This window comes from Roseburia sp. OM02-15 (assembly GCF_003481835.1).
Classification (GTDB): domain Bacteria; phylum Bacillota; class Clostridia; order Lachnospirales; family Lachnospiraceae; genus Eubacterium_I; species Eubacterium_I ramulus_A.
The window spans coordinates 202622-227581 of the sequence record NZ_QULX01000004.1 but is presented as its reverse complement, the minus strand read 5'-3'; the positions used below and the strand labels follow the sequence as shown (position 1 = coordinate 227581).

Below are 24960 nucleotides of genomic sequence, written 5' to 3'. Positions count from 1 at the left end.
AAAACCATGGATCACTTGTACAAAGGATAGATGCAAGTGTGATGTGGGAAAGTTTTGTACAGATCAGTAGTTTCGGGTCTCCTGCCACAGTAAAGAAGGAGAGAAAATAATGAAGAAAACCTATTCAATGGAACTGGCCGGAAGAACATTAAGCGTTGATATCGGTCGTGTAGCCGCACAGGCAAATGGCGCAGCTCTTATGCATTATGGAGATACAGTTGTATTATCTACAGCAACTGCATCCGAAAAACCGCGTGAGGGAATCGATTTCTTCCCGTTAAGCGTAGAGTTCGAAGAGAAAATGTATTCTGTAGGAAAAATCCCGGGTGGATTTAACAAACGTGAGGGAAAAGCATCTGAGAACGCTGTTTTAACAGCACGTGTTATCGACCGTCCGATGCGTCCGTTATTCCCGAAGGATTACAGAAATGACGTTACTTTAAATAACATGGTAATGAGCGTTGATCCGGAGTGCCGTCCGGAGCTTCTTGCAATGCTTGGTTCTGCTATCGCAACAAGTATTTCCGATATTCCGTTCTGCGGACCGTGTGCAACTACACAGATCGGTATGGTAAACGGCGAATTCGTTGTAAACCCGTCTCAGGCTGACTGGGATAACGGAGATCTTCAGTTGACTGTTGCATCTACTTCCGAGAAAGTTATCATGATCGAGGCAGGCGCAAACGAGATCAAAGAAGAGAAAATGATCGAAGCTATCTATATGGCTCATGAGATCAACCAGACAATTATCGAATTTATCAACAAAATGGTTGCTGAGATCGGCAAACCAAAACATGAGTATACAAGCTGTGCAGTTCCGGAAGAAATGTTCGCAGCAATGCGCGAGATCGTAACACCGGAAGAGATGGAAGAAGCTGTATTTACGGATGTAAAACAGGTTCGTGAGGAGAATATCCGTGTCATCACAGAGAAACTGGAAGAGGCATTTGCAGAGAACGAAGAGTGGCTTGCAGTTCTTGGCGAGGCAGTATATCAGTATCAGAAAAAGACTGTTCGTAAGATGATCTTAAAAGATCACAAACGTCCGGATGGTCGTGCCATCACACAGATCCGTCCGCTGGCAGCAGAAGTTGACCTGATTCCGCGAGTTCATGGTTCTGCAATGTTTACCCGTGGACAGACACAGATCTGTACGATCACAACTCTGGCTCCGTTATCTGAAGTTCAGAAAGTAGACGGATTGGATGAGAATATTACAAGCAAACGTTACATGCATCACTACAACTTCCCGTCCTACTCTGTAGGTGAGACAAAACCGTCCAGAGGACCGGGACGTCGTGAGATCGGACATGGAGCATTAGCTGAGAAAGCATTAGTACCGGTACTTCCGAGCGAGGAAGAATTCCCGTATGCAATCCGTACTGTATCTGAGACATTTGAGTCCAATGGATCTACTTCTCAGGCAAGTATCTGTGCATCTACCATGTCTCTGATGGCAGCAGGTGTACCGATCAAGAAACCGGTTGCAGGTATTTCCTGTGGTCTGGTAACAGGCGAGACAGATGATGATTACATCGTTCTGACAGATATCCAGGGTCTGGAAGATTTCTTTGGCGATATGGACTTTAAAGTAGCCGGAACACATGACGGTATCACAGCAATCCAGATGGATATCAAGATCCACGGACTGACAAGACCGATCGTAGAGGAAGCTATTGCAAGAACACGTGAAGCAAGACTTTACATTCTGGATGAAGTTATGAAACCGGCGATCGCTGAGCCGAGAGCACAGGTTGGAAAATATGCACCGAAGATCATCTCCATGCAGATCGATCCGCAGAAGATCGGTGATGTTGTTGGTCAGAGAGGAAAGACCATCAATGCCATCATCGAGCAGACTGGTGTTAAGATCGACATTACAGATGACGGTTCCGTATCTATCTGTGGTACAGACGCAGACATGATGAACCGTGCAGCAGAGCTGATCCGCATCATCGTAACAGATTTCGAGGCAGGTCAGGTTCTTACAGGTAAAGTCGTAAGCATTAAAGAGTTTGGTGCATTCATCGAGTTCGCTCCGGGCAAAGAGGGAATGGTTCATATTTCCAAGATTTCCAAAGAGCGTATCAACCGTGTAGAAGACGTTCTGACACTTGGCGACAAGGTTACCGTTGTTTGCCTTGGAAAAGACAAGATGGGAAGAATCAGCTTCAGCATGAAAGATGTAAAATAATAAATGATGAAATAAAAACCGGTGGGCAGATGCCTGCCGGTTTTGTTTTGGCTAAAATTGGAAATTTCGTTAAAATTTTCCCGGACAAAAGCACTTTCTGCCAGGCAGAATATATTACTATATGGAAAGAATCTTAAAATATATTCATGCGTCTGCTGCATACAGACAGGGGATTTTCGGACAGGGTATTCTTGTAGCGGTGCTGGATACGGGAATTTCTCCCCATACCGATCTGCAGGGGAGAATTGCCGGATTTCGGGATTATATCAGACAGCGTCCGCAGCCTTATGATGATAACGGACATGGAACGCATATCAGCGGAATCATAGGAGCCGGTGGGAAAGGAGCCATTCATGGAGTTGCACCGGGGTGCTATTTGTGGAGCTGTAAGGTTTTGGATAAAAACGGAAACGGAAAAATTCAGGATACCTGTCAGGCAGTAGAGGATATTGTTGCATACAATCAGAGACATACGCAGAAAATACGAATTATGAATATCTCTGTTGGTATGTTGGAACGGGTACAGCCGGAATTGCAGAAGCGTCTGTTGCAATGTGTAGAACGTGCCTGGGATCAGGGGATTGTGGTACTGGCAGCCGCAGGCAACAATGGGCCGGGAGAACATACGGTGACCAGTCCCGGGATCTCAAAGAAAATTATTACGGTGGGAAGCTTGGATAGCTGCAGTGAAACCAGGCGGGAACTGAGCCTGTATTCCGGGCGGGGGCCGACAGCGTCCTGTGTGGTAAAACCGGAGATCGTGATGCCGGGAACGGATATTATCAGTTGTGGCACGCGTCAGGGAAGTTATGTGAAAAAGAGTGGAACTTCCATGGCGGTGCCAATTGTATCTGGTATCATTGCGTTACTTTTGAGCAAAGATCCTTCTCTGACACCAAATGAGGTAAAATTACAGTTGTATCGCAGCGCGGACCGTACCGGGATGGATCGCCGGATAAAATGCTGGGGAACCATTGATCTTCGAAAATTACTATCTGTATATTAAATATAGATCGCAAAGGAACTGGGGGCATGAGTAAGTGGTAAAGGCGGATGGTGAATGTTCGTTTTGTGCGCTAGAAATATTGATGAGAGCAGTAATTCTTAGCAACGGAAGGTTCTCCATTTGAGCTGTGGTTACTATTGTTCAGGAAGAACCGGGATACAATCTGTACCCATGCATCTTTCAAAGTAAGTAACGGAATACTATTGGCAGCAAGAATGTTAACAGATCCCACATTTTCGCTGTTTAGTGTATACACAGCTTTGCCGATCACGTCACCCTTTTGAATTGGAGCTTCCACACGATCCGGGAGCTCTAATTTTTTCTCCAATTCTCCACTGGTATTTTGGGTGTCAAGATAATGGAAAGCGGATTCATATTGCAGTGAAAGCTGTGACTGACTGCCTCTGGAAACCAAAATGTCCGGTAAGACATCCTGATTTTCATCTGTATACACGCGGCAGTTGGCAAATCCCCAGTCGAACATGGATTTCACATCTGCAATGCGTTCTTTGCTGCTTGCGGCGCCCATAACGACTGCAATCAGACTGAGCGAATCTTTCGTTGCGGTTGCGGAGAGACAGAAACCGGCTTTGGAGGTAAAACCGGTTTTCAGTCCGGTGGCATAAGGATACTGCTTGATCAGATGGTTCGTATTGCTGAGGGTAAAGGCAGAATCGCCCCGGGCAGTATGGTGAATGATATCTTCCTGCCAGATTTTGGTATAATCAAAAATTGTCGGATGATTAACCGTAAGTTCCCGTGACATCAGGGCGATGTCATTGGCGCAGGAATAATGATTGTCTGCATCGAGTCCGCAGCAGTTTACAAAATTTGTATGTGTCATGCCAAGGGAGGCAGCAGTTTCATTCATTTTCTGAACAAAGGCATCTTCACTTCCGCTGATCAGTTCTGCCATGGCAACACAGGCATCATTGGCACTGGCAACGGTGATACATTTGATTAGAGTTTCCACCGTCTGGGTTTCGTTTGGCTCTAAGTACACCTGAGAACCGCCCATGCCGGCAGCATGTTCTGAAATCGTTACCGTGTCTTCCAGATGAATCTGTCCGGCTTCCAGTGCCTGAAAAATCAAAAGCAGTGTCATGATTTTGGTGACGCTTGCCAGCGGGCGTTCTTCGGTGGAATTTTTTTCATACAGGATCGTACCGGTGGCAGCATCCATTAAGAGGGCGCATGGCGCGGTAACGGAAGGGGCAGAGCCAGCAGTTTCTGTATCAGATGCAGAGATTTCTGTGGCATAAGTGGTGACAGGAAGGGTGCACAACAGCAGCAGGAGCGCGAGAAAAACAGAAAAGTGGCGTTTCAATCTTATTTTCATATAGAATCCCGGAATGTTTTTCTATATTTTTATGTGCCGGTGGGAAAAACTATGCGTTTGACAGGGAGAAAGTGGGAGAAGAAAGGGAAAAACCAGAGAAAGACCTTGAATTTTTGCGGGGATTCAGTACAATAGTGTAAGATTGGAGAAAATGTGTCTTATGGAATTAAAGGTAAAACTGGAAGTATTTGAGGGACCGTTGGATCTGCTGCTTCATTTACTGGATAAAAACAAGGTGAGTATTTATGATATTCCGATCGTGGAGATTACGAACCAATATCTGGATTATATCCGGGAGATGCAGCGTCAGGATCTGAACATTATGAGTGAATTTCTGGTTATGGCGGCAACGCTTCTGGAGATCAAGTCCAAATGGCTTCTGCCCAAGGAAGAGTCTGAGGAGGAAGAAGAAATCGATCCCCGTGCGGAACTGATGGAGCAGCTGCTGCAGTACAAGCTGTTTAAATATATGTCACAGGAATTAAAAGACCGGCAGATTGATGCGGGACGCCGTCTGTTCAAAAATCCATCAATTCCGGAGGAAGTGCGCTCTTATGAAGAACCGCTGGATCTGGATGAATTGACGAAAGGGTACGATCTGAAGAAGCTGCATGCGATTTTTGAATCAGTCATGAAAAAACAGACTGATAAAATGGATCCGATCCGTTCCAGATTTGGAAAAATCGAACGGGAGGAAGTGTCACTGGATGAAAAAATGATCTATCTGGAAACTTACTGCATGGAACATGAACGTTTTTCTTTCCGGGATCTGCTGGAGCGGCAGGGAAGTAAGGTGGAGATCATTGTAACCTTCCTTGGTATTCTGGAACTGATGAAAACCGGGCGGATACAGATCGAACAGGAACATTTATTTGACGAAATCTATATTACCGTATGCCCGAAAACGGAATTGGAGATACAGGAGTAAAGAAACATGAAAATTGAAGAATACGAAGCAGCGGCAGAAGCGATTCTGTTTGCAATGGGAGATTCGGTAGAACTGAAAAAACTGGCGTTTGCGCTGCAGGTCGGAGAGCGGGAGGCAGAACTGATCGTGCGGAATCTGGCAGACCGCTATCAGGCATCCAACTGTGGACTGCAGATCCTGGAACTGGATGGCGCGTATCAGATCTGTACAAAACCGTCCCAGTATGAATATCTGATCCGGATCGCAAAGCAGCCACGCAAACAGGTGCTGACGGATGTATTATTGGAAACGTTATCGATTGTTGCGTATAAGCAGCCGGTAACAAAAGTAGAGATTGAAAAAATCCGCGGGGTATCCTGTGAACATGCCATTAATAAACTTCTGGATTATGGACTCATTCAGGAGGCAGGACGTCTGGATGCACCGGGACGACCGATCTTGTTTGGAACCACGGAAGAGTTTTTACGCTGTTTTGATGTGCAGTCTGTGGAAGAATTACCGGACATGAATCCGGATAAGATCGAGGAATTGAAGCAGGAAGCTGAGGAAGAAGTGCAGCTTCAGTTGAAAGTGTAATTAACAGAACGAAACAAAATAAAACAGAATAAAAAAGTTCACAAAATTAAGTGGCAAAATTATACGAATTCGATTAAAAACATTGTTAATTAATTGACTATTATAAACAAGTGCTAATATCCTTTGTGATGATTTGTACAAAATACACAAAAATAGGTTGTAAAAATAGGTTAAAGTGACTAACCGGAAACCTGATAACCCATTTATCAGTATTGAAATAAATACAATCCTATATTAATATACGACACATGGGCGTTGCGAAACGGATGAAAATATGTAAAAAATATACAAAAAGCAGTTCTGGAATTTACATAAAATCATCGTGATGCAACCGACTTTACAGTGGTAAAGGTTTAGGAGGATAGGATATGAGCAGATTATCAGTAGTATCAGCTGACAAAGTAAATTCTACGACGGAACAGCTTATGAAAGAATTTACACAGCGAATTGTGGCAAATCCACCGGGAGTCTGTCCGGTAGATATGCAGCTGGCATTCTTAAAAGTATGTCATGCACAGACATGTGGAAAATGTGTTCCATGTCGCATCGGTCTGGGACAGTTAGAAGATCTTCTGGAGAAGGTTCTGGATAATGAAGCGACCATGGACACCTTGAAATTGATTGAGCAGACAGCAGAAAATATTAAAAACTCTGCTGATTGTGCCATTGGTTTTGAATCCGCGCGTATGGTGCTGGCAGGTCTGGAAGGTTTCAAAGAAGATTATATTTCCCATATTACAGAACACAGATGTCTGGGATCATTCGAGCAACCGATTCCTTGCGTAACACTCTGTCCGGCACATGTAGACATCCCGGGATATATCGCACTGGCAGGAGAGGGACGTTGTGAGGATGCGGTTCGTCTGATCCGTAAGGACAACCCGTTCCCGACTGCATGTGCCCTGATCTGTGAGCATCCGTGTGAGGCAAGATGCCGCAGAAATATCATTGATGATTCCATCAATATCCGTGGTATCAAACGATATATCGTGGACAATGCACCGTCCAATCAGGTACCGGTTCCGGAATGTGCACCGTCAACAGGCAAAAATATTGCCATTATCGGCGGTGGTCCGAGTGGTCTGACAGCTGCTTATTTCTTGCAGTTAATGGGACATCATTGTACTGTATTTGAGGAGAAGCAGCACCTTGGCGGTATGCTTCGTTACGGTATTCCAAACTACCGTTTCCCACGTGAACGTCTGCAGGAGGATATTGATGCAATTCTTGCTACCGGTGTAGAAGTAAAAATGAATCAAAATATCGGTACAGAAGAAATGAAGGAGATTCATAAATTTTACGATGCAACTTATGTGGCAATTGGTGCACATACCGATAAAAAACTTGGTCTGGAAGGCGAGGACAGCAAAAATGTAATCTCTGCGGTTGATATGCTGCGTGAGATCGGCGATGGAAAATATCCGGATTACACCGGCAAACGTGTCGTTGTTGTCGGTGGCGGAAACGTGGCAATGGACTGTGCGAGAACTGCAATTCGTGCCAATGCAGAGACTGTAAGTATCGTATACCGCAGACGCCAGGAAGATATGACTGCACTTCCGGCAGAGGTAGAAGGTGCTGTGGCAGAGGGAATCGAGCTTGTTACCTTAAAAGCACCGCTTCGTGTAGAAGCCGATGCAGAAGGAAACGCATGTGCACTCTGGGTACAGCCGCAGATCATCGGACCGGTAAGAGGAGGCAGACCTTCCCCGCGTAAGGCAAACAAACCGGAAGAACGTATGGAATGTGATATCGTTCTGGTTGCCATCGGACAGGATATCGTATCTCAGCCGTTTGCTGATTTCGGTCTTGCTACCAACTGGGGACGCATCGTTGCCAATGAAGGTGGTGCTGCCAACATGGTTGGCGTATATGCAGGCGGTGACTGTGTATCCGGTCCATCCACAGTAATCAAAGCAATCGCAGCAGGTAAAGCCGCTGCAGCAAATATTGACGAATATCTTGGCTGTCATCATCCGATCAGTTGTGATGTTGCAATTCCTGAGCCGATGCTGAATGACAAAGTTCCTTGTGGACGTGTCAACCTTCAGGAAGTAGAGGCATGGGCAAGAAGAACAAACTTTGAAGCAATTGAACTTCCAATGAGCTGCGAAGAAGCAGAGCAGGAAGCAAGCCGTTGCTTACGATGCGATCATTATGGTTGCGCCACACTGAGAGGAGGCAGAGAGTTCGAATGGTAAATTTAACAATTAACAATAAAAAAGTTCAGGTGCCGGAGGGTACGACAATTCTGGCAGCTGCTGCTCAGGTGGGCATCAAGATTCCGACATTGTGTTACTTAAAAGAGATAAATGAGATCGCATCCTGCCGTATCTGTGTGGTAGAAATAGAGGGCAAAGAGACATTGGTAGCTTCCTGTAATACCGTAGTAGAAGAAGGAATGGTTGTCTATACAAACAGTTATAAAGCGCAGCATGCCCGCCGTATGAACGTTCAGTTTATTCTGTCTGAGCATGATGCACATTGTACTTCCTGTGTGAAAAGTGGAAATTGCAGTCTGCAGACGGTGGCAAATGAACTGAATATCGGGGAAGTTCCGTTTGAAGAACATTATGAAGTAAATGAATGGCCGCAGGATTTCCCACTGATCCGTAATGCAAGCAAGTGTATCAAATGTATGCGTTGTGTTCAGATCTGTGAGAAAGTACAGGGACTTGGAATCTGGGATATGATCAATACTGGAAAACGTACCAGCGTTGGCGTATCTGGCAGAAAGAAGATTACAGAATCCGACTGTGCAGTCTGTGGACAGTGTATCACCCACTGTCCGGTTGGTGCGCTGTATGAGCGTGATGATATTGATCCGTTCATGAATGCAGTTCATGATCCGGAGAAAATCGTGGTTGTTCAGATCGCACCTGCTGTCCGTGCAGCATGGGGTGAGGGCTTAGATCTTCCACGGGAGATGGCAACAGAGAAGAGACTGGCAGCAGCGGTGCGAGCCCTTGGTGTTGACTATGTATTTGATACCAACTTTTCTGCCGATCTGACCATTATGGAAGAAGGAAATGAGTTTTTGGAGCGTATGACACATGCAGATCAGTATTCATGGCCAATGTTTACGTCCTGCTGTCCGGGTTGGGTCCGCTTTGTAAAATCTCAGTATCCTGACATGACAAAAAATCTGTCTACCGCAAAATCTCCGCAGCAGATGTTTGGCGCTGTAGCAAAATCTTATTATGCACAGATCCTGGATGTAGATCCGTCCAGAATTTTCAGTGTTTCCATTATGCCTTGTGTGGCAAAAAAACATGAGTGTGAAATTCCGGGAATGGATGATGCGGGAGCAGGTCCGGATGTAGATCTGTCTCTGACAACCAGAGAGTTAGACCGTGTATTGAAGGCAGAACTTGTTTCTCCGGCATTCTTAGAGGAGGAAGAGTTTGACCAGCCGTTAGGCATTGGCTCCGGTGCAGGTGTCATCTTTGGCGCAACCGGCGGTGTTATGGAGGCAGCTTTAAGAACCGCATACTATGTATTAAATGGCAAAAATCCAGATCCTGAGATGTTCAAAATGGTACGTGGTATGGACGGTATCCGTGAAGCAGAGCTTGAGATCGCAGGCATCAAGATCAAAGCAGCTATTGTCAACGGACTTGGCAATACCAGAAAACTGATGGAGAAAATCCGTTCCGGTGAAGCGGAATACCATTTCGTGGAAGTGATGGCTTGTCCGGGCGGTTGCGTTGGCGGCGGTGGTCAGCCAATCACCGATGGCGTGGAGCTTGCAGATGTACGTAGAAGAAATCTGTATCATCTGGATAAGAAGAATCCGCTTCGTTTCTCTCATGAGAATCCGTCTGTGATCAAAGCGTATGAAGATTTCTTTGAGAAACCGTTATCTCATAAATCTCATGAACTGTTACATACGGATCATGAAGCATGGAAAATGCCGAATCAGAGATAATCAATAGGTTGTGGAATCACTGATAGCAGGAGTTAGCTTTTTAGCTGGCTCCTGTTTTGTTGTACAGGGAAAACACAATGTTATGGGAAAGAAAAGTCAGGTTATGCAGGCAGGGAGTACTTTTGTGTTTTATGTTCTGAATTAATGCAGAAATATGTAAACTTGTTTTACGTTCTGAATCAATGTGGAAATACGTAAAATAGTGAAAAACAGGAAAAGCAAAAGTATATGTATCAGAACTTTGAATGTAAATTTCATGGACGAATATTTTTGCGTATATTTTTGACCGCAATTTTTATATGTGCTATTTTCACAGAAAACGGCTATGCAGCGACCAGATTTCCAACAGAGGAGATCAGTCAGAATTTTGCAGATTTTCACAGGGAGGATCTGAATCTGTATGCCAAAAGTGCAGTATTGACCGATGCGGATACCGGGCGGATCTTGTACGGAAAAGATGCCGGCACGCCGATGGCAAATGCCAGTACAACGAAGATCATGACCTGTCTGCTGGCGATCGAGAGTGGGAAAATACAGGATACGGTGACATTTTCGGAACACGCCTGCAGCATGCCAAAAGTGCGGCTTGGTTGTCCAACGGGGACACAGTTTGTACTGGAAGATTTATTGTATTCCCTGATGCTGGAATCCCACAATGACACGGCAGCTGCCATTGCAGAACATGTGGCAGGAAGTGTGGAAGCTTTTGCAGATTTGATGAACGAACGGGCAGCAGAATTTGGATGCCAGAACACGCATTTTGTAACCCCGAACGGACTGGACCGTTCCGATAAAAAAGGTGAACATCAGACGACGGCATATGATCTCAGTCTGATCATGGCAGCCTGTATCCAAAATGATAAATTTCTGGAAATTACGGAAACTGCTTCAAAAACAATCAGCAGTATCGATGGAACATTTCAGGCAGCATTAAACAATCATAATGCGTTACTTTCTATGCTGGATGGAGTGATCTCTGGCAAAACCGGTTTTACGGCAAAAGCCGGTTATTGTTATGTGGGAGCATATCGTCAAAATGACCGTACTTACACCTTTGCTCTGTTGGCATGTGGGTGGCCAAATCACAAGAATTACAAATGGGAAGATTCGAAAGCACTGATTTCATACGGAAATGACCATTATGAAAACCGGACGATTTTAAAAGAGGAAGAACATCAGACCATAGACCTGAACCGGACTATGGTAAAGACATTCGGAAAAAACCATTATTATTTTACAAATACGCTGTCTGTGACAAAAGAAGCCTGTGCGTTTCAAATACTTGTCTCAGAAAATGATGAAATTACGATGAATCCCCAGGGACAAAAGGAACTTTCATTTCCGGTCACAGAAGGGGATGTGGTCGCAACAGAAGAAATTTTGTGGAATGGATTGCCGGTGCAGACCCGCAGGATTCTTGCGGATGAAACGCTTTTTGCATCAGATTATCCCTGGTGCCTGTGGGAGATTTTGCTAAAGTGGAAGTTCTAATTGTTTCCGGCGAAGAATTGAGGTATACTAGTAACTAAGCGTGATGCGGCAGAACGTTTGACACGCATTATAAAGAATACATGTTGTATTCTTGAAAAATGGAGAAGAGAAATGAATAATTCAAATGAATTGATTAACAGGATCAATGAAAAGTACAGCAGTATGAGTAAGGGACAGAAGTTACTGTCCACATACATTACCGATAACTATGACAAAGCTGTATTTCTGACAGCGGAAAAACTGGGGAAAGTTGTCGGTGTCAGTGAGTCTACCGTGGTGCGGTTTGCAACACATCTGGGATATCGCGGGTATCCGGAATTTCAGAAAGCACTGGAGGAACTGGTGCGGAACAAATTAAATTCCATTCAGCGTATGGAAGTCACATACGGAAGAATCAGCCAGTCAAAAATTCTTGAGACTGTATTACAATCAGATGCAGAGAAAATTAAAAGTACGTTAGATCAGATCGATCAGAATGCTTTTGAAGCGGCTCTGGATATCATTTTGAATGCAAAACATATTTATATTGTCGGAATCCGAAGCTGTGCATCTCTGGCAAGTTTTATGGCATTTTATTTCAATCTGATGTTTGACAATGTGCATCTGCTTCATACCAGCAGCTCCAGTGAGCTTTTTGAGCAGATGGTGCGCATCAGTGAGGAGGATGTGATCATCGGTATCAGTTTCCCGCGGTATTCCATGCGTACGTTAAAGGCTATGGAATTTGCCAACAACCGGAATGCAAAAGTGATCACCCTGACAGACAGCGTACATTCCCCGATGAATCTGTATTCCTCCTGCAATCTGATCGCAAAGAGTGATATGGCATCCATCGTGGATTCCCTGGTGGCTCCGTTGAGTGTGATCAATGCACTGGTCGTGGCTCTGTGCATGAGAAAGCAGAATGAAGTGGCAGAGACATTGGAAACACTGGAAGACATCTGGGACGAATATCAGGTCTATGAAAGTGATGAGATCAATTATATTGATGACCATATGAAGATGCGATACGGCAAAGTGGATCACGTAGACCGGGAGGATCCCGACAAAAAAGAATAACTGCTTTGCAGGATTTCAGATTCAGAAATTCAGACATTCTGCAAAATAAGAAAAATGAGTGAAAATCGGAGAAATTGAATGAGTAATGTGGCAGTAATCGGCGGCGGTGCAGCCGGAATGATGGCAGCGTGTACCGCAGCCGGAAACGGGCATCAGGTAACGCTGTATGAACAGAATGAAAAACTTGGCAAAAAGATTTATATTACAGGAAAGGGACGGTGTAATCTGACCAATGCCTGTGATACGGAAGATCTGTTTGCAGCGATCAGGAAAAATGAAAAATTTTTATACAGTGCAATCTATACCTTTGATAATCATGCAACAATGGATTATTTTGAACGTCTGGGACTGAAAATGAAGACTGAGCGCGGAAACCGTGTATTTCCGCAGTCGGATCATGCGTCTGATGTGATCCGTGTGCTGACAGAGGAATTGCGCAGAAAAAAAGTGCGCGTCTGCCTGAATACAAAGGTGCAGGAGATTTTAAGTGATGGCACAAAGGTGACGGGACTTCGATGGGATTGTCATGATACCCATCAGAAAAATCAGGTATCAGAGTACGATGCTGTGGTGGTTGCCTGTGGCGGCATGTCTTATCCGACGACAGGTTCGGATGGAAGTGGTTTTACCCTGTGTCAAAAACTGGGACATACTGTTACGGAATTACGTCCTTCCCTGATCGGAATGACAACTGCAGAAGAGTATATCCCGCAGTTGCAGGGATTGTCCTTGAAAAATGTGACACTCACGGTAAAATCCGGGAAAAAGACGTTATATTCTGAATTCGGAGAAATGCTTTTTACCCATCAGGGCATCAGCGGACCGTTAGTCCTGACAGCAAGCAGCTGCATCCCTGACAAATATATGAAGCAGGAGCTGGCATTTGAGATTGATCTGAAACCGGCGCTGGAGGAAGAACCGTTAGACAAACGCTTACAGCGTGATTTTGCAGAAAATGTGAATCGGCAGTTTAAGAATGCCCTGCATGGACTGGTTCCTGCAAAACTGATGCCGGTGTTGATCGGACTGTCCGGCATTGATCCGGAGAAAAAAGTGCATTCTGTCACCAGAGAAGAACGGCATCACCTCCTGACGCTGCTGAAGCATTTTCCGGGCACTATCACAGGTCTTGGAAAAATGGAAGAGGCGATTGTTACAAGAGGCGGCATTAAAGTCAAGGAAGTAAATCCGTCCACGATGGAGTCAAAGCTGGTACAGGGATTGTACCTGTGCGGCGAGATGCTGGATGTGGATGCGGTGACCGGCGGGTTTAATCTGCAGATCGCGTGGTCTACAGGCTATCTGGCAGGTATCAGCATTGAGTAGCATTTTGAAAGAATACGCTTGATCATGATATTTCTAAAATGAGTTAAGGGATAAGGAAAAGTAGTTTAAAGAATCCTATACAATTTACAAAGATTTGTGAATAAAAGAAAGATAAATAGAAACAAGAGAGGTTTGGAACATATGAGTTTTAACATTGCGATCGATGGACCGGCAGGCGCCGGCAAAAGTACCATTGCGAAAAAACTGGCAAAAAAAATATCCTTTATTTATGTAGATACCGGTGCCATGTACCGTGCCATGGGATATTATTTTTTACAGCATGGCATCAAGGCAGAGGAAGAAGAAAAAATAAAGGAAGTCTGTGACTATATTTCTGTTGCACTTGCCTATGAAAATGGTGTGCAGAAAGTGTTGTTAAACGGCGAAGATATTTCCGATAAAATCCGTCAGGAGGAAGTCGGCAATATGGCATCCGCTACCAGCGGTTACGGTTTTGTCCGTGCAAAACTGCTGAGTCTGCAGCAGGATATGGCAGCACAGCACAATGTCATTATGGATGGTAGAGATATCGGAACCTGTGTCCTTCCGAATGCTCAGTTAAAAATTTTCCTGACAGCAAGCGTAGAGGTACGTGCAAAACGCCGGTATGATGAGCTGGTGGCAAAAGGAGAACAGTGTGATCTGGCAGAGATTGAAAAAGATATCAGCGAGCGTGATTACCGTGACATGCACCGTGAGATCGCACCATTAAAAGCAGCAGAAGATGCGGTAATGCTGGATTCTTCTGATCTCAATATTGATGAAGTTGTGGAAGCGATTTATGAACAGGCAAAAAAGGCAGGACTGGACGCATGAAAGTAGAACTTGCAAAGATGGCAGGATTTTGTTTTGGCGTAAACCGGGCAGTGGATACCGTGTATGAGGAAGCCAAACAGTTTTCGCCGGTTTATACGTATGGACCAATCATTCACAATGAGACGGTGATCGATGATCTGGAGAAAAAAGGTGTGCAGGTCATTCATTCCCTGGAGGAAGCCAAAGAACTTACCGAGGGTACGATCGTGATCCGTTCCCATGGTGTCACCCGCCGGGAACAGGAAGAACTGACCGCGGATGGACTGCGCGTGGTGGATGCCACCTGTCCGTTTGTAAAAAAGATTCATAAGCTGGTACAGGAGTATTCGGAAAAAGGATATTATGTGGTGATCATCGGAAGCGGGGATCATCCGGAGGTGCAGGGAATCGTCGGATGGTCGGATGAAACACGTACTTCGGTGATCTCTACGGTCGATGAAGCACAGAATCTGGATCTGAAACCGTGGAAAAAGGTCTGTATTGTCGCACAAACAACATTTAATTACAATAAATTTCAAGAACTTATTGAAATTATTCAAAAAAAAGGGTATGATAGTGAGAGTACGGTGGACAAGGATAAAAAATTTGTTGTTCACAATACGATATGCAATGCCACCAAGGAACGTCAGGAAGCGGCAAGAGAACTTTCTGGCAGAGTGGATGCAATGTTAGTAATCGGAGGGACAAGCAGCTCCAATACAAGAAAGTTGTATGAAATCTGCTCTGAAAAATGTAGAAATACTTACTTTATACAAACGAAAGAAGATCTAGAGAATTCTGACTTTTCGCGTTTCGACTACGTAGGTATTACAGCAGGGGCTTCAACCCCAAATAATATTATTGAGGAGGTTCAAAAATATGTCAGAAATGAGTTTTGAACAAATGTTGGAAGAATCTTTAAAAACAATCAGAAATGGAGAGGTAGTCGAAGGCACTGTTATAGATGTGAAACCGGATGAAATTATCCTGAATATTGGCTATAAATCAGACGGAATTATTACCAGAAACGAATACACAAACGACAATAATGTAGACCTTACTACTGTTGTTTCCGTTGGCGATACCATGGAAGCAAAAGTTCTGAAAGTAAACGACGGTGAGGGACAGGTTCTCCTTACATACAAACGTCTTGCAGCTGAGAAAGGCAGCGAGCGTCTGAAAGAGGCTTTCGAGAACGGCGAAGTATTAACAGGTACAGTAAGCCAGGTATTAGACGGTGGTTTAAGTGTTGTTCTGGATGAGACAAGAATCTTCATTCCGGCAAGCCTTGTATCTGATACTTATGAGAGAGATCTTGGCAAATACAAAGATCAGGAGATTCAGTTCGTATTAACTGAGTTCAACCCGAGAAGAAGACGTATCATCGGTGACAGAAAACAGCTTCTGGTTGCTGAGAAAGAGCGTAAACAGAAAGAATTATTAGAGAAGATCAACATTGGCGATGTTATCGAAGGAACTGTTAAAAACATCACAGACTTCGGTGCATTCATCGACCTTGGCGGAGCAGACGGACTTCTTCATATCTCTGAGATGTCCTGGGGCCGTGTAGACAACCCGAAAAAAATCTACAAAGTTGGCGATACTGTAAAAGTATTTATCAAAGATATCAAAGATACAAAGATCGCACTCAGCGTAAAATTCCCGGAGGAGAATCCTTGGAACAATGCTGCTGAGAAATATGCAGTTGGAAACGTTGTAACAGGTAAAGTTGCACGTATGACAGACTTCGGCGCATTCGTAGAGCTTGCACCGGGTGTTGACGCTTTACTTCATGTTTCCCAGATCTCCAGAGATCACGTTGAGAAACCAGCTGATGTATTAAGCATCGGACAGGAAATCGAAGCTAAGATCGTTGATTTCGACGAGGCAGACAGAAAGATCAGCTTGAGCATGAAAGCACTCGCTCAGAACACAGAGGCTGAGGCAGCTGAAGAAGAGTAAGAACTTCTTATTGAACATTAAATAACAGATTGAACAAACAGAAAGGGACCGTTGCGCTAAGTGATTAGTGCGCGGTTCCTTTTTTGTAAACTTTTAATAGAAAGAAAATCCCCGGTCCATGCACTGACATCCAATTGTTAGATTTTTTTGAACTAATTTTTGGAAACAATACAAATATCGGACAGGGGATTTTTTGACTTAAGTATTATTTACTTTTTGAAATACTATCTTTACCGGAAAGTATAGTTTGACAATAAAGATGTACGAAATCTTCTAAAGTTGAAAATTGTTCTGGCGGAAGTCGGTATCCTTTCGGAAAGGCATCATCTGTGCCCGGCAGTTCCAGATAGGTCGATTTGTCTGCCAGATCCTGCTTCAAGTAATGATCAGAAGATGCATATGGCAAAGTTAGATAATAACAGCTCTTTTCCAGATAACAGTTTTCCTTCGTGGCTTTTTGGCGATGATCCGGATCGATATAAGTGCCAAGACTTTTATGGATGATCGTATGTTCCTCTGGCAGATAATAATAGTTTTTATAATCCGGAAAATAATGCCGGAGTGCGCCGTGAAAGACCGGAAAGGACAGCAGTACTTTGTTCGGATGCATGACAAGGGTGGCATGTTCCTGTATACAATGAACTGTCTGCGGCAATAAAATATCTGGCATCAATGTGATATTGAAAAACAGATCGCCGGAAACAGATTGGATTTCCATATCAGAAAGTTGAAAATGCCCCTGTAAAAAATATGTATAGGATAATATTTCCAGAAGGTCATACATGCCAAAGACATCTTCTTTATTATGTAATAGCAGAAGTTGTAATGCTTCATCCTCAGGATCTTTGGCGTAAGATTTGTACAGTTTAATTAATTCTTTTCCGGTATACTGGTCTTCCCGGTTGATGCCAAGAAACAGTTCGATGGATTTTTGCTTATAACTGGTCAGTGGCAGTAGCTTCTTTAAATGCCGAATCTCCTGATAGAGATCTGTGTGGGAAAGTGCCTCCAACGGACTGGGAATCTGGAAGTGTTCGAACCGATGCCGGAGAAATGGGACATCAAAGGTGGTGCCGTTAAAAGTAATCAATTTGTCAAAGCCGCTGCATAAATCTGCAAATGTCTGAAGGATCAGAATTTCTTCCTCTTTATTTTCAGCGAAAAGGAGCCTTACCGCGATCTGATCGCCGGTTAGATAGGAACAACCGATGCAATAAATGTGATTTTTTTCGGCGGAGAGACCGGTGGTTTCGATGTCGACGAAAAGTGTATCTTCGGTCAGAGAAGAAACAGCGTAACAGTTTTTCTGAGTTAGTGCTTTGAAATGTAAAGTATCTTTCATAAATAATCCTTTGTTGACTGACGATTCTTGTATTTATTATAATTCACGTGGTATTTTTTTCAATACAAAACTTTTTTTTTGGTGAAATTAATACATTTTTAATCTTCTGTGCTATAATATTTAAGATATTTTGCAGGATATATTATATGATTTCCTGTAAGAAACTATATAGAGAAAGTGGGGCACAGGTTATGGGCTTATGTACTTTTAAGGGCGGTGTCCATCCATACGATGGAAAGGACTTGTCGAAAGATAAACCGATTCAGGAATATTTACCCAAGGGTGATCTGGTTTATCCGTTATCACAGCACATTGGTGCACCGGCAAAGCCAGTGGTTGCAGTAGGTGATGCTGTATTGAAGGGACAGATGATCGCTGAGGCAGGCGGTTTCGTATCTGCACCGATTTATGCAACAGTTTCCGGCACGGTTAAGGCAATTGAGCCACGTCGTGTTGCAGTAGGAGACATGGTGAACTCTATCGTGGTCGAGAATGACGGGGAGTTTAAATCTCTGGAGTTTACACCGGTAGACGATGTAGCGTCTCTGAGCAAAGAAGAGATCATCAAAAAGATCCAGAATGCCGGTATCGTAGGTATGGGTGGTGCGGGATTCCCGACACATGTAAAACTCTCACCGAAGGAGCCGGAAAAAATCGACTACATTATTGCAAACTGTGCAGAGTGTGAGCCGTATCTGACTTCCGATTACAGAAGAATGATCGAGGAGCCGGAGAAATTAATTGAGGGAATGAGAATCATTCTTTCTCTGTTTGATAATGCAAAAGGTATCTTCGGTATCGAGGATAACAAACCGGATTGTATTGCAAAACTGACAGAGCTGACAAAAAATGAGCCGAGAATGGAAGTCAAAGCATTAAAGACAAAATATCCGCAGGGTTCTGAGCGTCAGTTGATTTTCGCAACAACAGGCAGAGCTATCAACTCTACCATGCTTCCTGCAGATGCAGGCTGTATCGTAGATAACGTTGATACAATCGTTGCAATTTATCATGCAGTAAAACTTGGCAGACCGCTGATGCATCGTATCGTTACGATTACAGGTGATGCAATCGCTGATCCGAGAAACTTCTATGTCTGTATCGGAACAAACTATGCAGAGTTAGTAGAAGCAGCAGACGGATTCAAGACTCAGCCGAAGAAGATCATCTCCGGTGGTCCTATGATGGGATTTGCAATGTTCGGACTTGACGTTCCGACAACCAAGACAACATCTGCTCTGTTATGTCTGACAGAGGATGCCGTTGAGGATGCAAGCCAGAATGCAACAGCATGTATTAACTGTGGTCGTTGTGTAGAAGCATGTCCATCCAGAATTGTTCCTTCCAGACTTGCTGATTTTGCAGAAAATCATCTGGAAGAGCCATTTGAACAGTGGCACGGCATGGAGTGTGTAGAATGTGGAAGCTGTAGCTTCACATGTCCTGCAAAGAGAAATCTTGCACAGTCGATTAAATCCATGAGAAAAACAATTCTTGCAAACAGACGGAAAAAATAAAAAACGTTAGAAAGAGGTGGATTATTGTGAGTGAGTTATACAATGTTACATCATCACCACATATAAGAGCCAAAGACAGTACACAGAGAATCATGCTGTATGTAATCATTGCATTACTTCCGGCTACTGTATTTGGTATTATCAATTTCGGACCGCGTGCACTGGCAGTTGTTGTTGTATCTATCGCAAGCTGTCTGGTATCCGAATACTTATATAACAAAATTGCACACAAGAAACAGACCGTAGGTGATTTAAGCTGTGTTGTTACCGGTTTACTTCTCGGTCTGAACCTGTCACATACTGTTCCGTTCTTCATTCCGATCATCGGTGGCGCATTCGCGATCGTTGTTGTAAAAATGGTTTTCGGCGGACTTGGACAGAACTTCATGAACCCGGCACTTGGTGCTAGATGCTTCCTGCTTCTTGCATTCACAGGTCCGATGACAAGCTTCACATTTGATGGTGTATCAAGCGCTACTCCACTGGCAGTTATCAAAGGTGGCGAGCTTTACAGTGATACAATGGCAATGTTTACCGGACGTATCGCAGGTACGATCGGTGAGACTTCCGTAATCGCTCTTCTGATCGGTGCAATCTTCCTGATCCTGATGGGCGTTATCGATCTGAGAATCCCGGGTACATATATTTTAACATTTGTAGTATTTATCGTACTGTTCGGCGGACACCTTACAAGTGGTGATCTTGGACAGTTCGTAGTTCAGGAAGTATGCGGTGGTGGTCTGATCCTTGGTGCATTCTTCATGGCAACTGATTATGTTACTTCTCCGATCACTCCGAAAGGAAAAATTATTTACGGTATTATCTGCGGATGTCTGCTTGGTATCTTCCGTATGTTTGGCGCATCAGCTGAGGGATGTTCTTATTCCATCATCTTTGCAAACATGCTGGTACCGCTGATCGAGAGATTTACAATCCCGAAACCATTTGGTAAAGGAGGGGAAAAATAATGAACGGAAAAATCATTAAAGACGCCCTGATCCTTTTCCTGATCACAGTTATCGCAGGTCTTGGTCTGGGTGCTGTATATGGCATTACAAAGGTCCCGATTGAAAAAGCAAATTATAACATTCAGCAGAATGCTTATCGTACTGTATTCCCGGATGCAGCTTCTTTCGAGGATATGGACGGATTTGATTCCGCAAAAGCAACAGAAGCAGCTGCCGCAGCAGGATACGCAGATGACACGATTGAAAACTGTGTTGTTGCTGTAGACGCAAGCGGTGCTGAACTTGGTTATGTTATTTCTGTAACAGATCCGAACAGTTATGGTGGAGACGTTACCTTATCTATCGGTGTTACCGATGATGGTACATTAAACGGATATTCCATCACAACTATCAATGATACTGCCGGACTTGGTATGAAAGCAAAAGAAGATTCTTTCTCTTCTCAGTTTGCAGGAAAACAGGTAGAATCATTTGAAGTTACAAAGACAGGTGCAACATCTGATAACCAGATCGATGCAATCAGTGGTGCTACAATCACATCAAGCGCTGTTACAAGTGCTGTAAATGCTGGACTGGCTTATTACAGAACACTTGCACAATAACAGGAGGGGAACTTTTAAATGAATAAGTGTATAGAACGTATTGTAAACGGTATCGTGAAAGAGAACCCTACCTTCGTTATGTTGATCGGTATGTGCCCGACCCTGGCTGTTACAACATCAGCTATTAACGGTATAGGTATGGGACTTTCCACGACACTCGTACTTGTATTTTCAAACCTTTTAATTTCACTGCTTCGTAAGATTATTCCGGACAGTGCACGTGTACCGGCATTCATCGTTGTCGTTGCATCTCTGGTAACTATTGTTCAGTTCTTACTGCAGGGTTATGTACCATCTCTGTATGCATCACTGGGTATCTATATCCCTCTGATCGTAGTAAACTGTATCATCCTTGGCCGTGCCGAGAGCTATGCTTCAAAGAATCCGGTTCTTCCGTCTATCTTTGATGGTATCGGTATGGGACTTGGATTTACTGTTGGTCTGACATGTATCGGTGCAGTTCGTGAGATTCTGGGATCCGGACAGATTTTTGGTTTCCAGCTTCTTCCGTTAGCTGATGCAGCTGCAGGAAAAGCAGGTTATACACCACTTACAATTTTCGTGCTTGCTCCTGGTGCATTCTTCGTATTAGCTATGCTGATCGCAATCCAGAATGCATTCCGTGAAGCAAAACGTAAAAAGGGTATTGCAGTGAAAGAGAGAAGCGGATGCTTCGACGGAGACTGCGCAGCTTGTACAAGCGGAAGCTGTGAAGGCAAAGTGTTCACTGCAGGAACAGATGAGAAAGAATAAGGAGGAAAGGTTCAGATGAAAGAAGTATTACTTATCGCAATCGGCTCTGCCATTGTAAATAACGTTGTCCTGAGCCAGTTCCTTGGCTTATGTCCGTTTTTCGGTGTATCCAAAAAGGTAAATACTGCAGCCGGAATGGGTGCCGCAGTTATCTTCGTTATTACAATTGCATCCTTTATCACAAGCGTGCTGGATAAAATTATCCTGCAGCAGTTTGATATCACATATTTAAGAACAATTGTATTTATTTTAGTTATCGCTGCATTGGTTCAGTTCGTAGAGATGTTTATGAAAAAATCAATGCCGCCACTGTACAACGCACTTGGTATTTTCTTACCACTGATCACAACAAACTGTGCCGTTCTCGGTGTTGCCCTGAACAACGTACAGTATGGTTATGGTATTGGTGTAAGTACAATCAACGGTTTCGCAACAGCAGTTGGATTTACCATTTCAATTGTCATCATGGCAGGTATTCGTGAGAAAATCGAGTACAATGATATCCCGACACCTTTCAAAGGTTCCGCAATCGTGCTGGTAACAGCAGGTCTGATGTCAATTGCATTTATGGGATTTTCCGGTGTCATTTAGGAGGGTATACAGATGAGTGTTTCAGCAATTATTCTTGCCGCTGTTGTAGTCGGCGGAACAGGTATTGTCATTGGTATTATCCTTGGGATTGCCGGTGAGAAATTCAAAGTAGAAGTAGACCCGAAAGAGGAAGAAGTATTAGCAGCTCTTCCGGGAAATAACTGTGGTGGCTGTGGTTTTGCCGGATGTTCCGGTCTGGCTGCAGCAATTGCAAAAGGTGAAGCAGAGGTTGGTTCCTGTCCGGTTGGCGGTGCTCCGGTAGCAGCTAAGATCGGTGCGATCATGGGTCAGGAAGTTGGCGAATCTGTTCGTGAAGTTGCATTTGTAAAATGTGCAGGAACATGTGAAAATGCAAATACAGATTATGAATACTATGGAGTAGAGGATTGCTCCATGATGGCTTTCGTACCAAACGGTGGTCCGAAAAAATGTAATTTTGGATGTCTTGGATTTGGTGAGTGTGTGAAAGCTTGTCCGTTTGATGCAATCCACATCAAAAACGGCGTTGCTGTAGTTGACAAAGAGCAGTGTAAAGCCTGTGGAAAATGTATCAAAGCTTGTCCGAAGAACTTAATCGAGCTTGTACCGTATGATGCAAAACATGCCGTACAGTGTAGTTCTCAGGATAAAGGTAAACAGGTTATGACTGCTTGTAAAGTTGGTTGTATCGGATGTAAAATGTGTGAGAGAGTCTGCGAGTCAGGCGCTGTTACTGTTGAGAACAATATCGCGCATATTGATCAGACAAAATGTACCGGATGCGGCGCATGTGCTGAGAAGTGTCCGAAGAAGATCATCACAGGCAGAAAAGTTACTGCTTAATTGGATCAAACTTCATAATAGTAAAAATGCAAATGCTGCCCTGAGTTTTCAGGGCAGTATTTTTGTACGTTGATGATCTGATACAGATATTCTAAGGGATTTGTTAAATAGCAGATAAGCAACACATAAGGACTGGAAGATATGAGTATTGACAGAAAGAACTTTACCGATGTATCATAGAACACAAGAGTGTCAAAGCTGAAAAAGCACCTGAAAGTGGAACAACAATTGTTTTGCGAGGATATGACAAAAGGAGTGTACAAATGAACGTAAACGATTATTTCAAATATAAAAAGAGAGTAGTTGTCAAAATTGGATCGTCTTCTCTGCAGCATCCACAGACTGGAAGTATGAATCTGATGAAGATAGAAAAACTGGTGCGGGAACTCTGTGATCTGAGAAATCAGGGCATGGATGTCTGCCTAGTAAGTTCCGGAGCAATCGCGGTAGGACGTCAGGCAATCGGTTTGCAGAGCCGCCCGCAGGATATTTCTACCAAACAGGCATGTGCGGCAGTTGGACAGGCACGACTGATGATGACATATCAGAGAATGTTTGCAGAATATAATCAGACCGCAGGACAGATCCTGATGACAAAGGATACCATTCTGGAGGATGAGTCCCGTCAGAATGCGCACAATACCTTTGAGGAAATGTTCCGTTTAGGCATTATTCCGGTTGTCAATGAAAACGATACCGTATCTACTTACGAGATGCATTTTGGTGATAATGATACACTTTCTGCCATTGTATCATCTCTGGTTGGCGCAGATCTGCTGATCCTGTTGTCCGATATCGATGGATTGTATACCGATGATCCACGAAAAAATCCGGAAGCAACTTTAGTTGAATGCGTAGAAAAGATGAATGAGCATTATGATTCTATGGCAAAACAGTCTACCGGAAGCGATGTGGGAACCGGTGGAATGGCAACAAAGCTGACAGCAGCACGAATTGCGACGGCATCCGGCACTGATATGATTATTGCCAACGGTAAAGATGTGGGAATTATTCATCAGATTATCAGCGGAGATTTCAGAGGTACTTTATTCAGAGCGCAGAATGACGAAACCTTTGATATTCATACCTATTTACAGGAAAATTAGGAGATAAGGTGCTGTGTGAAGTCAGATTTCATGGAGCTGGAATAGTTGTTGCGAATTGGCATCTTATCAGTTTATTAACCAGAAAACTTATATTTATTACGATAGAAAAGGAGGAACATAACTATGTCTATGACAGATGAAAAAGTAAAAAGAATTAATGAATTATATCATAAAGCAAAAGCAGAAGGTTTGACAGAAGCTGAGAAAAAGGAGCAGGCCGTATTACGCGAGGAATATGTAGCTTCTTTCCGTAGAAATCTGCGCAGTCAGTTAGATCAGATCAATATCCAGAATGAAGATGGTTCAATTGAAAATCTGGGTGAGAAATACGGTAAGAAAGTCATTAAATAAGGATTTGGATGCGATAGTACAAATTAAGAAGAATATTTAGAGTTTTATCTCAGTCTGAGTTGAGACTCCCACTTCTGCAAGTGGTGAGTAGTAACAAGTATTTCTCAGTGGGAGTTCAATCTCCGACTGAGATAAATGCTCCGCGAGGGCGCACATTGTCTGGGAGACAATGGTTTTGCGCCGACCGGAACGGAGTGTAGAGTGCAGTGATTCTGAAAAGAAGATGTCAGCTTGCGCTGACCAGAATCACGCACCAAGTCTCACGTGCGTTCGACTTGAATTTTTGTATATTACCAGAAATAAT

Annotated in this window: 22 protein-coding genes; 20 read left to right on the top strand and 2 right to left on the bottom strand. The window is 43.8% G+C overall.

What is annotated here, in order from left to right; genetic code table 11:
- The first annotated feature begins 109 nt into the window (after positions 1-109).
- A complete protein-coding gene (locus tag DXB15_RS05940) occupies positions 110-2194 on the top strand; it encodes a polyribonucleotide nucleotidyltransferase (protein WP_109215612.1) in 2085 nt (694 codons plus the stop codon).
- A 121-nt stretch (positions 2195-2315) separates the two neighbouring features.
- Complete coding sequence (locus tag DXB15_RS05935) at positions 2316-3200, top strand: S8 family peptidase (protein ID WP_109215611.1); 885 nt, start codon at positions 2316-2318, stop codon at positions 3198-3200.
- A gap of 70 nt (positions 3201-3270) precedes the next feature.
- Here the strand turns inward: DXB15_RS05935 and DXB15_RS05930 are convergent, their stop codons facing one another.
- Complete coding sequence (locus DXB15_RS05930) at positions 3271-4539, bottom strand: D-alanyl-D-alanine carboxypeptidase family protein (RefSeq protein ID WP_118702313.1); 1269 nt, start codon at positions 4537-4539, stop codon at positions 3271-3273.
- 160 nt (positions 4540-4699) lie between these two features.
- Between DXB15_RS05930 and DXB15_RS05925 the strand changes: the two genes are divergently transcribed.
- From DXB15_RS05925 to rpsA, 10 genes are all read left to right on the top strand, one after another.
- Positions 4700-5467, top strand: a complete 768-nt coding sequence (locus DXB15_RS05925; RefSeq protein ID WP_109215609.1) for a segregation and condensation protein A — start codon at positions 4700-4702, stop codon at positions 5465-5467.
- A 6-nt stretch (positions 5468-5473) separates the two neighbouring features.
- On the top strand, positions 5474-6043 hold the full coding sequence (scpB, locus tag DXB15_RS05920) for an SMC-Scp complex subunit ScpB (protein ID WP_109215608.1): 570 nt from the start codon (positions 5474-5476) through the stop codon (positions 6041-6043).
- Positions 6044-6411: 368 nt separating this feature from the next.
- A complete protein-coding gene (locus DXB15_RS05915; RefSeq protein WP_109215607.1) occupies positions 6412-8244 on the top strand; it encodes an NAD(P)-binding protein in 1833 nt (610 codons plus the stop codon).
- Positions 8238-9971: an NADH-dependent [FeFe] hydrogenase, group A6 gene (locus DXB15_RS05910; RefSeq protein WP_109215606.1), complete on the top strand. Its 1734-nt coding sequence runs from the start codon at positions 8238-8240 to the stop codon at positions 9969-9971. Before DXB15_RS05915 ends, DXB15_RS05910 begins: the two co-directional genes overlap by 7 nt.
- 270 nt (positions 9972-10241) lie before the next feature.
- Complete coding sequence (locus tag DXB15_RS05905) at positions 10242-11462, top strand: D-alanyl-D-alanine carboxypeptidase family protein (protein ID WP_158582199.1); 1221 nt, start codon at positions 10242-10244, stop codon at positions 11460-11462.
- 111 nt (positions 11463-11573) lie between these two features.
- Positions 11574-12521, top strand: coding sequence for a MurR/RpiR family transcriptional regulator (locus DXB15_RS05900; protein ID WP_109215604.1), 948 nt, complete (start codon positions 11574-11576; stop codon positions 12519-12521).
- A gap of 78 nt (positions 12522-12599) precedes the next feature.
- On the top strand, positions 12600-13847 hold the full coding sequence (locus DXB15_RS05895) for an NAD(P)/FAD-dependent oxidoreductase (RefSeq protein ID WP_109215603.1): 1248 nt from the start codon (positions 12600-12602) through the stop codon (positions 13845-13847).
- Positions 13848-13988: 141 nt separating this feature from the next.
- Complete coding sequence (cmk, locus tag DXB15_RS05890) at positions 13989-14663, top strand: (d)CMP kinase (protein WP_118702312.1); 675 nt, start codon at positions 13989-13991, stop codon at positions 14661-14663.
- Entirely contained in the window at positions 14660-15541 is an 882-nt protein-coding gene (ispH, locus tag DXB15_RS05885) for a 4-hydroxy-3-methylbut-2-enyl diphosphate reductase (RefSeq protein WP_118702311.1), read from the top strand. The genes cmk and ispH overlap by 4 nt, the downstream gene beginning before the upstream one ends.
- Positions 15522-16604 carry a 30S ribosomal protein S1 gene (gene rpsA, locus DXB15_RS05880; RefSeq protein WP_109215600.1) on the top strand — a complete coding sequence of 361 codons (1083 nt, stop codon included), beginning with the start codon at positions 15522-15524 and terminating at the stop codon, positions 16602-16604. The genes ispH and rpsA overlap by 20 nt, the downstream gene beginning before the upstream one ends.
- 205 nt (positions 16605-16809) lie before the next feature.
- Here rpsA and DXB15_RS05875 read toward each other — a convergent pair whose 3' ends face one another.
- Positions 16810-17946 carry a ribonuclease H-like domain-containing protein gene (locus DXB15_RS05875; protein WP_109215599.1) on the bottom strand — a complete coding sequence of 379 codons (1137 nt, stop codon included), beginning with the start codon at positions 17944-17946 and terminating at the stop codon, positions 16810-16812.
- Positions 17947-18137: 191 nt separating this feature from the next.
- Here DXB15_RS05875 and rsxC point away from each other — a divergent pair, with 191 nt between their 5' ends.
- The 8 genes from rsxC (at position 18138) to DXB15_RS05835 (ending at position 24656) form a co-directional block, all read left to right on the top strand.
- Positions 18138-19463: an electron transport complex subunit RsxC gene (gene rsxC / locus DXB15_RS05870; RefSeq protein WP_118702338.1), complete on the top strand. Its 1326-nt coding sequence runs from the start codon at positions 18138-18140 to the stop codon at positions 19461-19463.
- Between the two features lie 26 nt (positions 19464-19489).
- The gene (locus DXB15_RS05865) at positions 19490-20431 is read left to right on the top strand and encodes an RnfABCDGE type electron transport complex subunit D (protein WP_118702310.1); all 942 of its coding nucleotides are present in this window, start codon (positions 19490-19492) and stop codon (positions 20429-20431) included.
- Complete coding sequence (locus DXB15_RS05860) at positions 20431-21033, top strand: RnfABCDGE type electron transport complex subunit G (RefSeq protein WP_109215597.1); 603 nt, start codon at positions 20431-20433, stop codon at positions 21031-21033. Before DXB15_RS05865 ends, DXB15_RS05860 begins: the two co-directional genes overlap by 1 nt.
- An 18-nt stretch (positions 21034-21051) precedes the next feature.
- Positions 21052-21786, top strand: a complete 735-nt coding sequence (gene rsxE / locus DXB15_RS05855; protein WP_109215596.1) for an electron transport complex subunit RsxE — start codon at positions 21052-21054, stop codon at positions 21784-21786.
- A 15-nt stretch (positions 21787-21801) separates the two neighbouring features.
- Positions 21802-22377, top strand: coding sequence for an electron transport complex subunit RsxA (gene rsxA, locus DXB15_RS05850; protein ID WP_109215595.1), 576 nt, complete (start codon positions 21802-21804; stop codon positions 22375-22377).
- Between the two features lie 12 nt (positions 22378-22389).
- Complete coding sequence (rnfB, locus tag DXB15_RS05845) at positions 22390-23199, top strand: RnfABCDGE type electron transport complex subunit B (RefSeq protein ID WP_109215594.1); 810 nt, start codon at positions 22390-22392, stop codon at positions 23197-23199.
- 263 nt (positions 23200-23462) lie between these two features.
- Entirely contained in the window at positions 23463-24305 is an 843-nt protein-coding gene (proB, locus tag DXB15_RS05840) for a glutamate 5-kinase (protein WP_118702309.1), read from the top strand.
- A 129-nt stretch (positions 24306-24434) separates the two neighbouring features.
- Positions 24435-24656: a DUF896 domain-containing protein gene (locus DXB15_RS05835; protein ID WP_109215630.1), complete on the top strand. Its 222-nt coding sequence runs from the start codon at positions 24435-24437 to the stop codon at positions 24654-24656.
- Positions 24657-24960 lie beyond the last annotated feature (304 nt).

What these genes read in the sequence shown, in the direction of transcription:
- DXB15_RS05860 (WP_109215597.1), top strand. Translation starts at nt 20,431, where the DNA reads ATGAACGGAAAAATCATTAAAGACGCCCTGATCCTTTTCCTGATCACA.
- proB (WP_118702309.1), top strand. Translation starts at nt 23,463, where the DNA reads ATGAACGTAAACGATTATTTCAAATATAAAAAGAGAGTAGTTGTCAAA.
- rnfB (WP_109215594.1), top strand. Translation starts at nt 22,390, where the DNA reads ATGAGTGTTTCAGCAATTATTCTTGCCGCTGTTGTAGTCGGCGGAACA.
- DXB15_RS05910 (WP_109215606.1), top strand. Translation starts at nt 8,238, where the DNA reads ATGGTAAATTTAACAATTAACAATAAAAAAGTTCAGGTGCCGGAGGGT.
- DXB15_RS05925 (WP_109215609.1), top strand. Translation starts at nt 4,700, where the DNA reads ATGGAATTAAAGGTAAAACTGGAAGTATTTGAGGGACCGTTGGATCTG.
- ispH (WP_118702311.1), top strand. Translation starts at nt 14,660, where the DNA reads ATGAAAGTAGAACTTGCAAAGATGGCAGGATTTTGTTTTGGCGTAAAC.
- DXB15_RS05940 (WP_109215612.1), top strand. Translation starts at nt 110, where the DNA reads ATGAAGAAAACCTATTCAATGGAACTGGCCGGAAGAACATTAAGCGTT.
- DXB15_RS05915 (WP_109215607.1), top strand. Translation starts at nt 6,412, where the DNA reads ATGAGCAGATTATCAGTAGTATCAGCTGACAAAGTAAATTCTACGACG.
- DXB15_RS05930 (WP_118702313.1), bottom strand. Translation starts at nt 4,539, where the DNA reads ATGAAAATAAGATTGAAACGCCACTTTTCTGTTTTTCTCGCGCTCCTG.
- scpB (WP_109215608.1), top strand. Translation starts at nt 5,474, where the DNA reads ATGAAAATTGAAGAATACGAAGCAGCGGCAGAAGCGATTCTGTTTGCA.
- DXB15_RS05895 (WP_109215603.1), top strand. Translation starts at nt 12,600, where the DNA reads ATGAGTAATGTGGCAGTAATCGGCGGCGGTGCAGCCGGAATGATGGCA.
- rpsA (WP_109215600.1), top strand. Translation starts at nt 15,522, where the DNA reads ATGTCAGAAATGAGTTTTGAACAAATGTTGGAAGAATCTTTAAAAACA.
- DXB15_RS05875 (WP_109215599.1), bottom strand. Translation starts at nt 17,946, where the DNA reads ATGAAAGATACTTTACATTTCAAAGCACTAACTCAGAAAAACTGTTAC.
- DXB15_RS05935 (WP_109215611.1), top strand. Translation starts at nt 2,316, where the DNA reads ATGGAAAGAATCTTAAAATATATTCATGCGTCTGCTGCATACAGACAG.
- rsxC (WP_118702338.1), top strand. Translation starts at nt 18,138, where the DNA reads ATGGGCTTATGTACTTTTAAGGGCGGTGTCCATCCATACGATGGAAAG.
- DXB15_RS05835 (WP_109215630.1), top strand. Translation starts at nt 24,435, where the DNA reads ATGACAGATGAAAAAGTAAAAAGAATTAATGAATTATATCATAAAGCA.
- cmk (WP_118702312.1), top strand. Translation starts at nt 13,989, where the DNA reads ATGAGTTTTAACATTGCGATCGATGGACCGGCAGGCGCCGGCAAAAGT.
- rsxE (WP_109215596.1), top strand. Translation starts at nt 21,052, where the DNA reads ATGAATAAGTGTATAGAACGTATTGTAAACGGTATCGTGAAAGAGAAC.
- rsxA (WP_109215595.1), top strand. Translation starts at nt 21,802, where the DNA reads ATGAAAGAAGTATTACTTATCGCAATCGGCTCTGCCATTGTAAATAAC.
- DXB15_RS05900 (WP_109215604.1), top strand. Translation starts at nt 11,574, where the DNA reads ATGAATAATTCAAATGAATTGATTAACAGGATCAATGAAAAGTACAGC.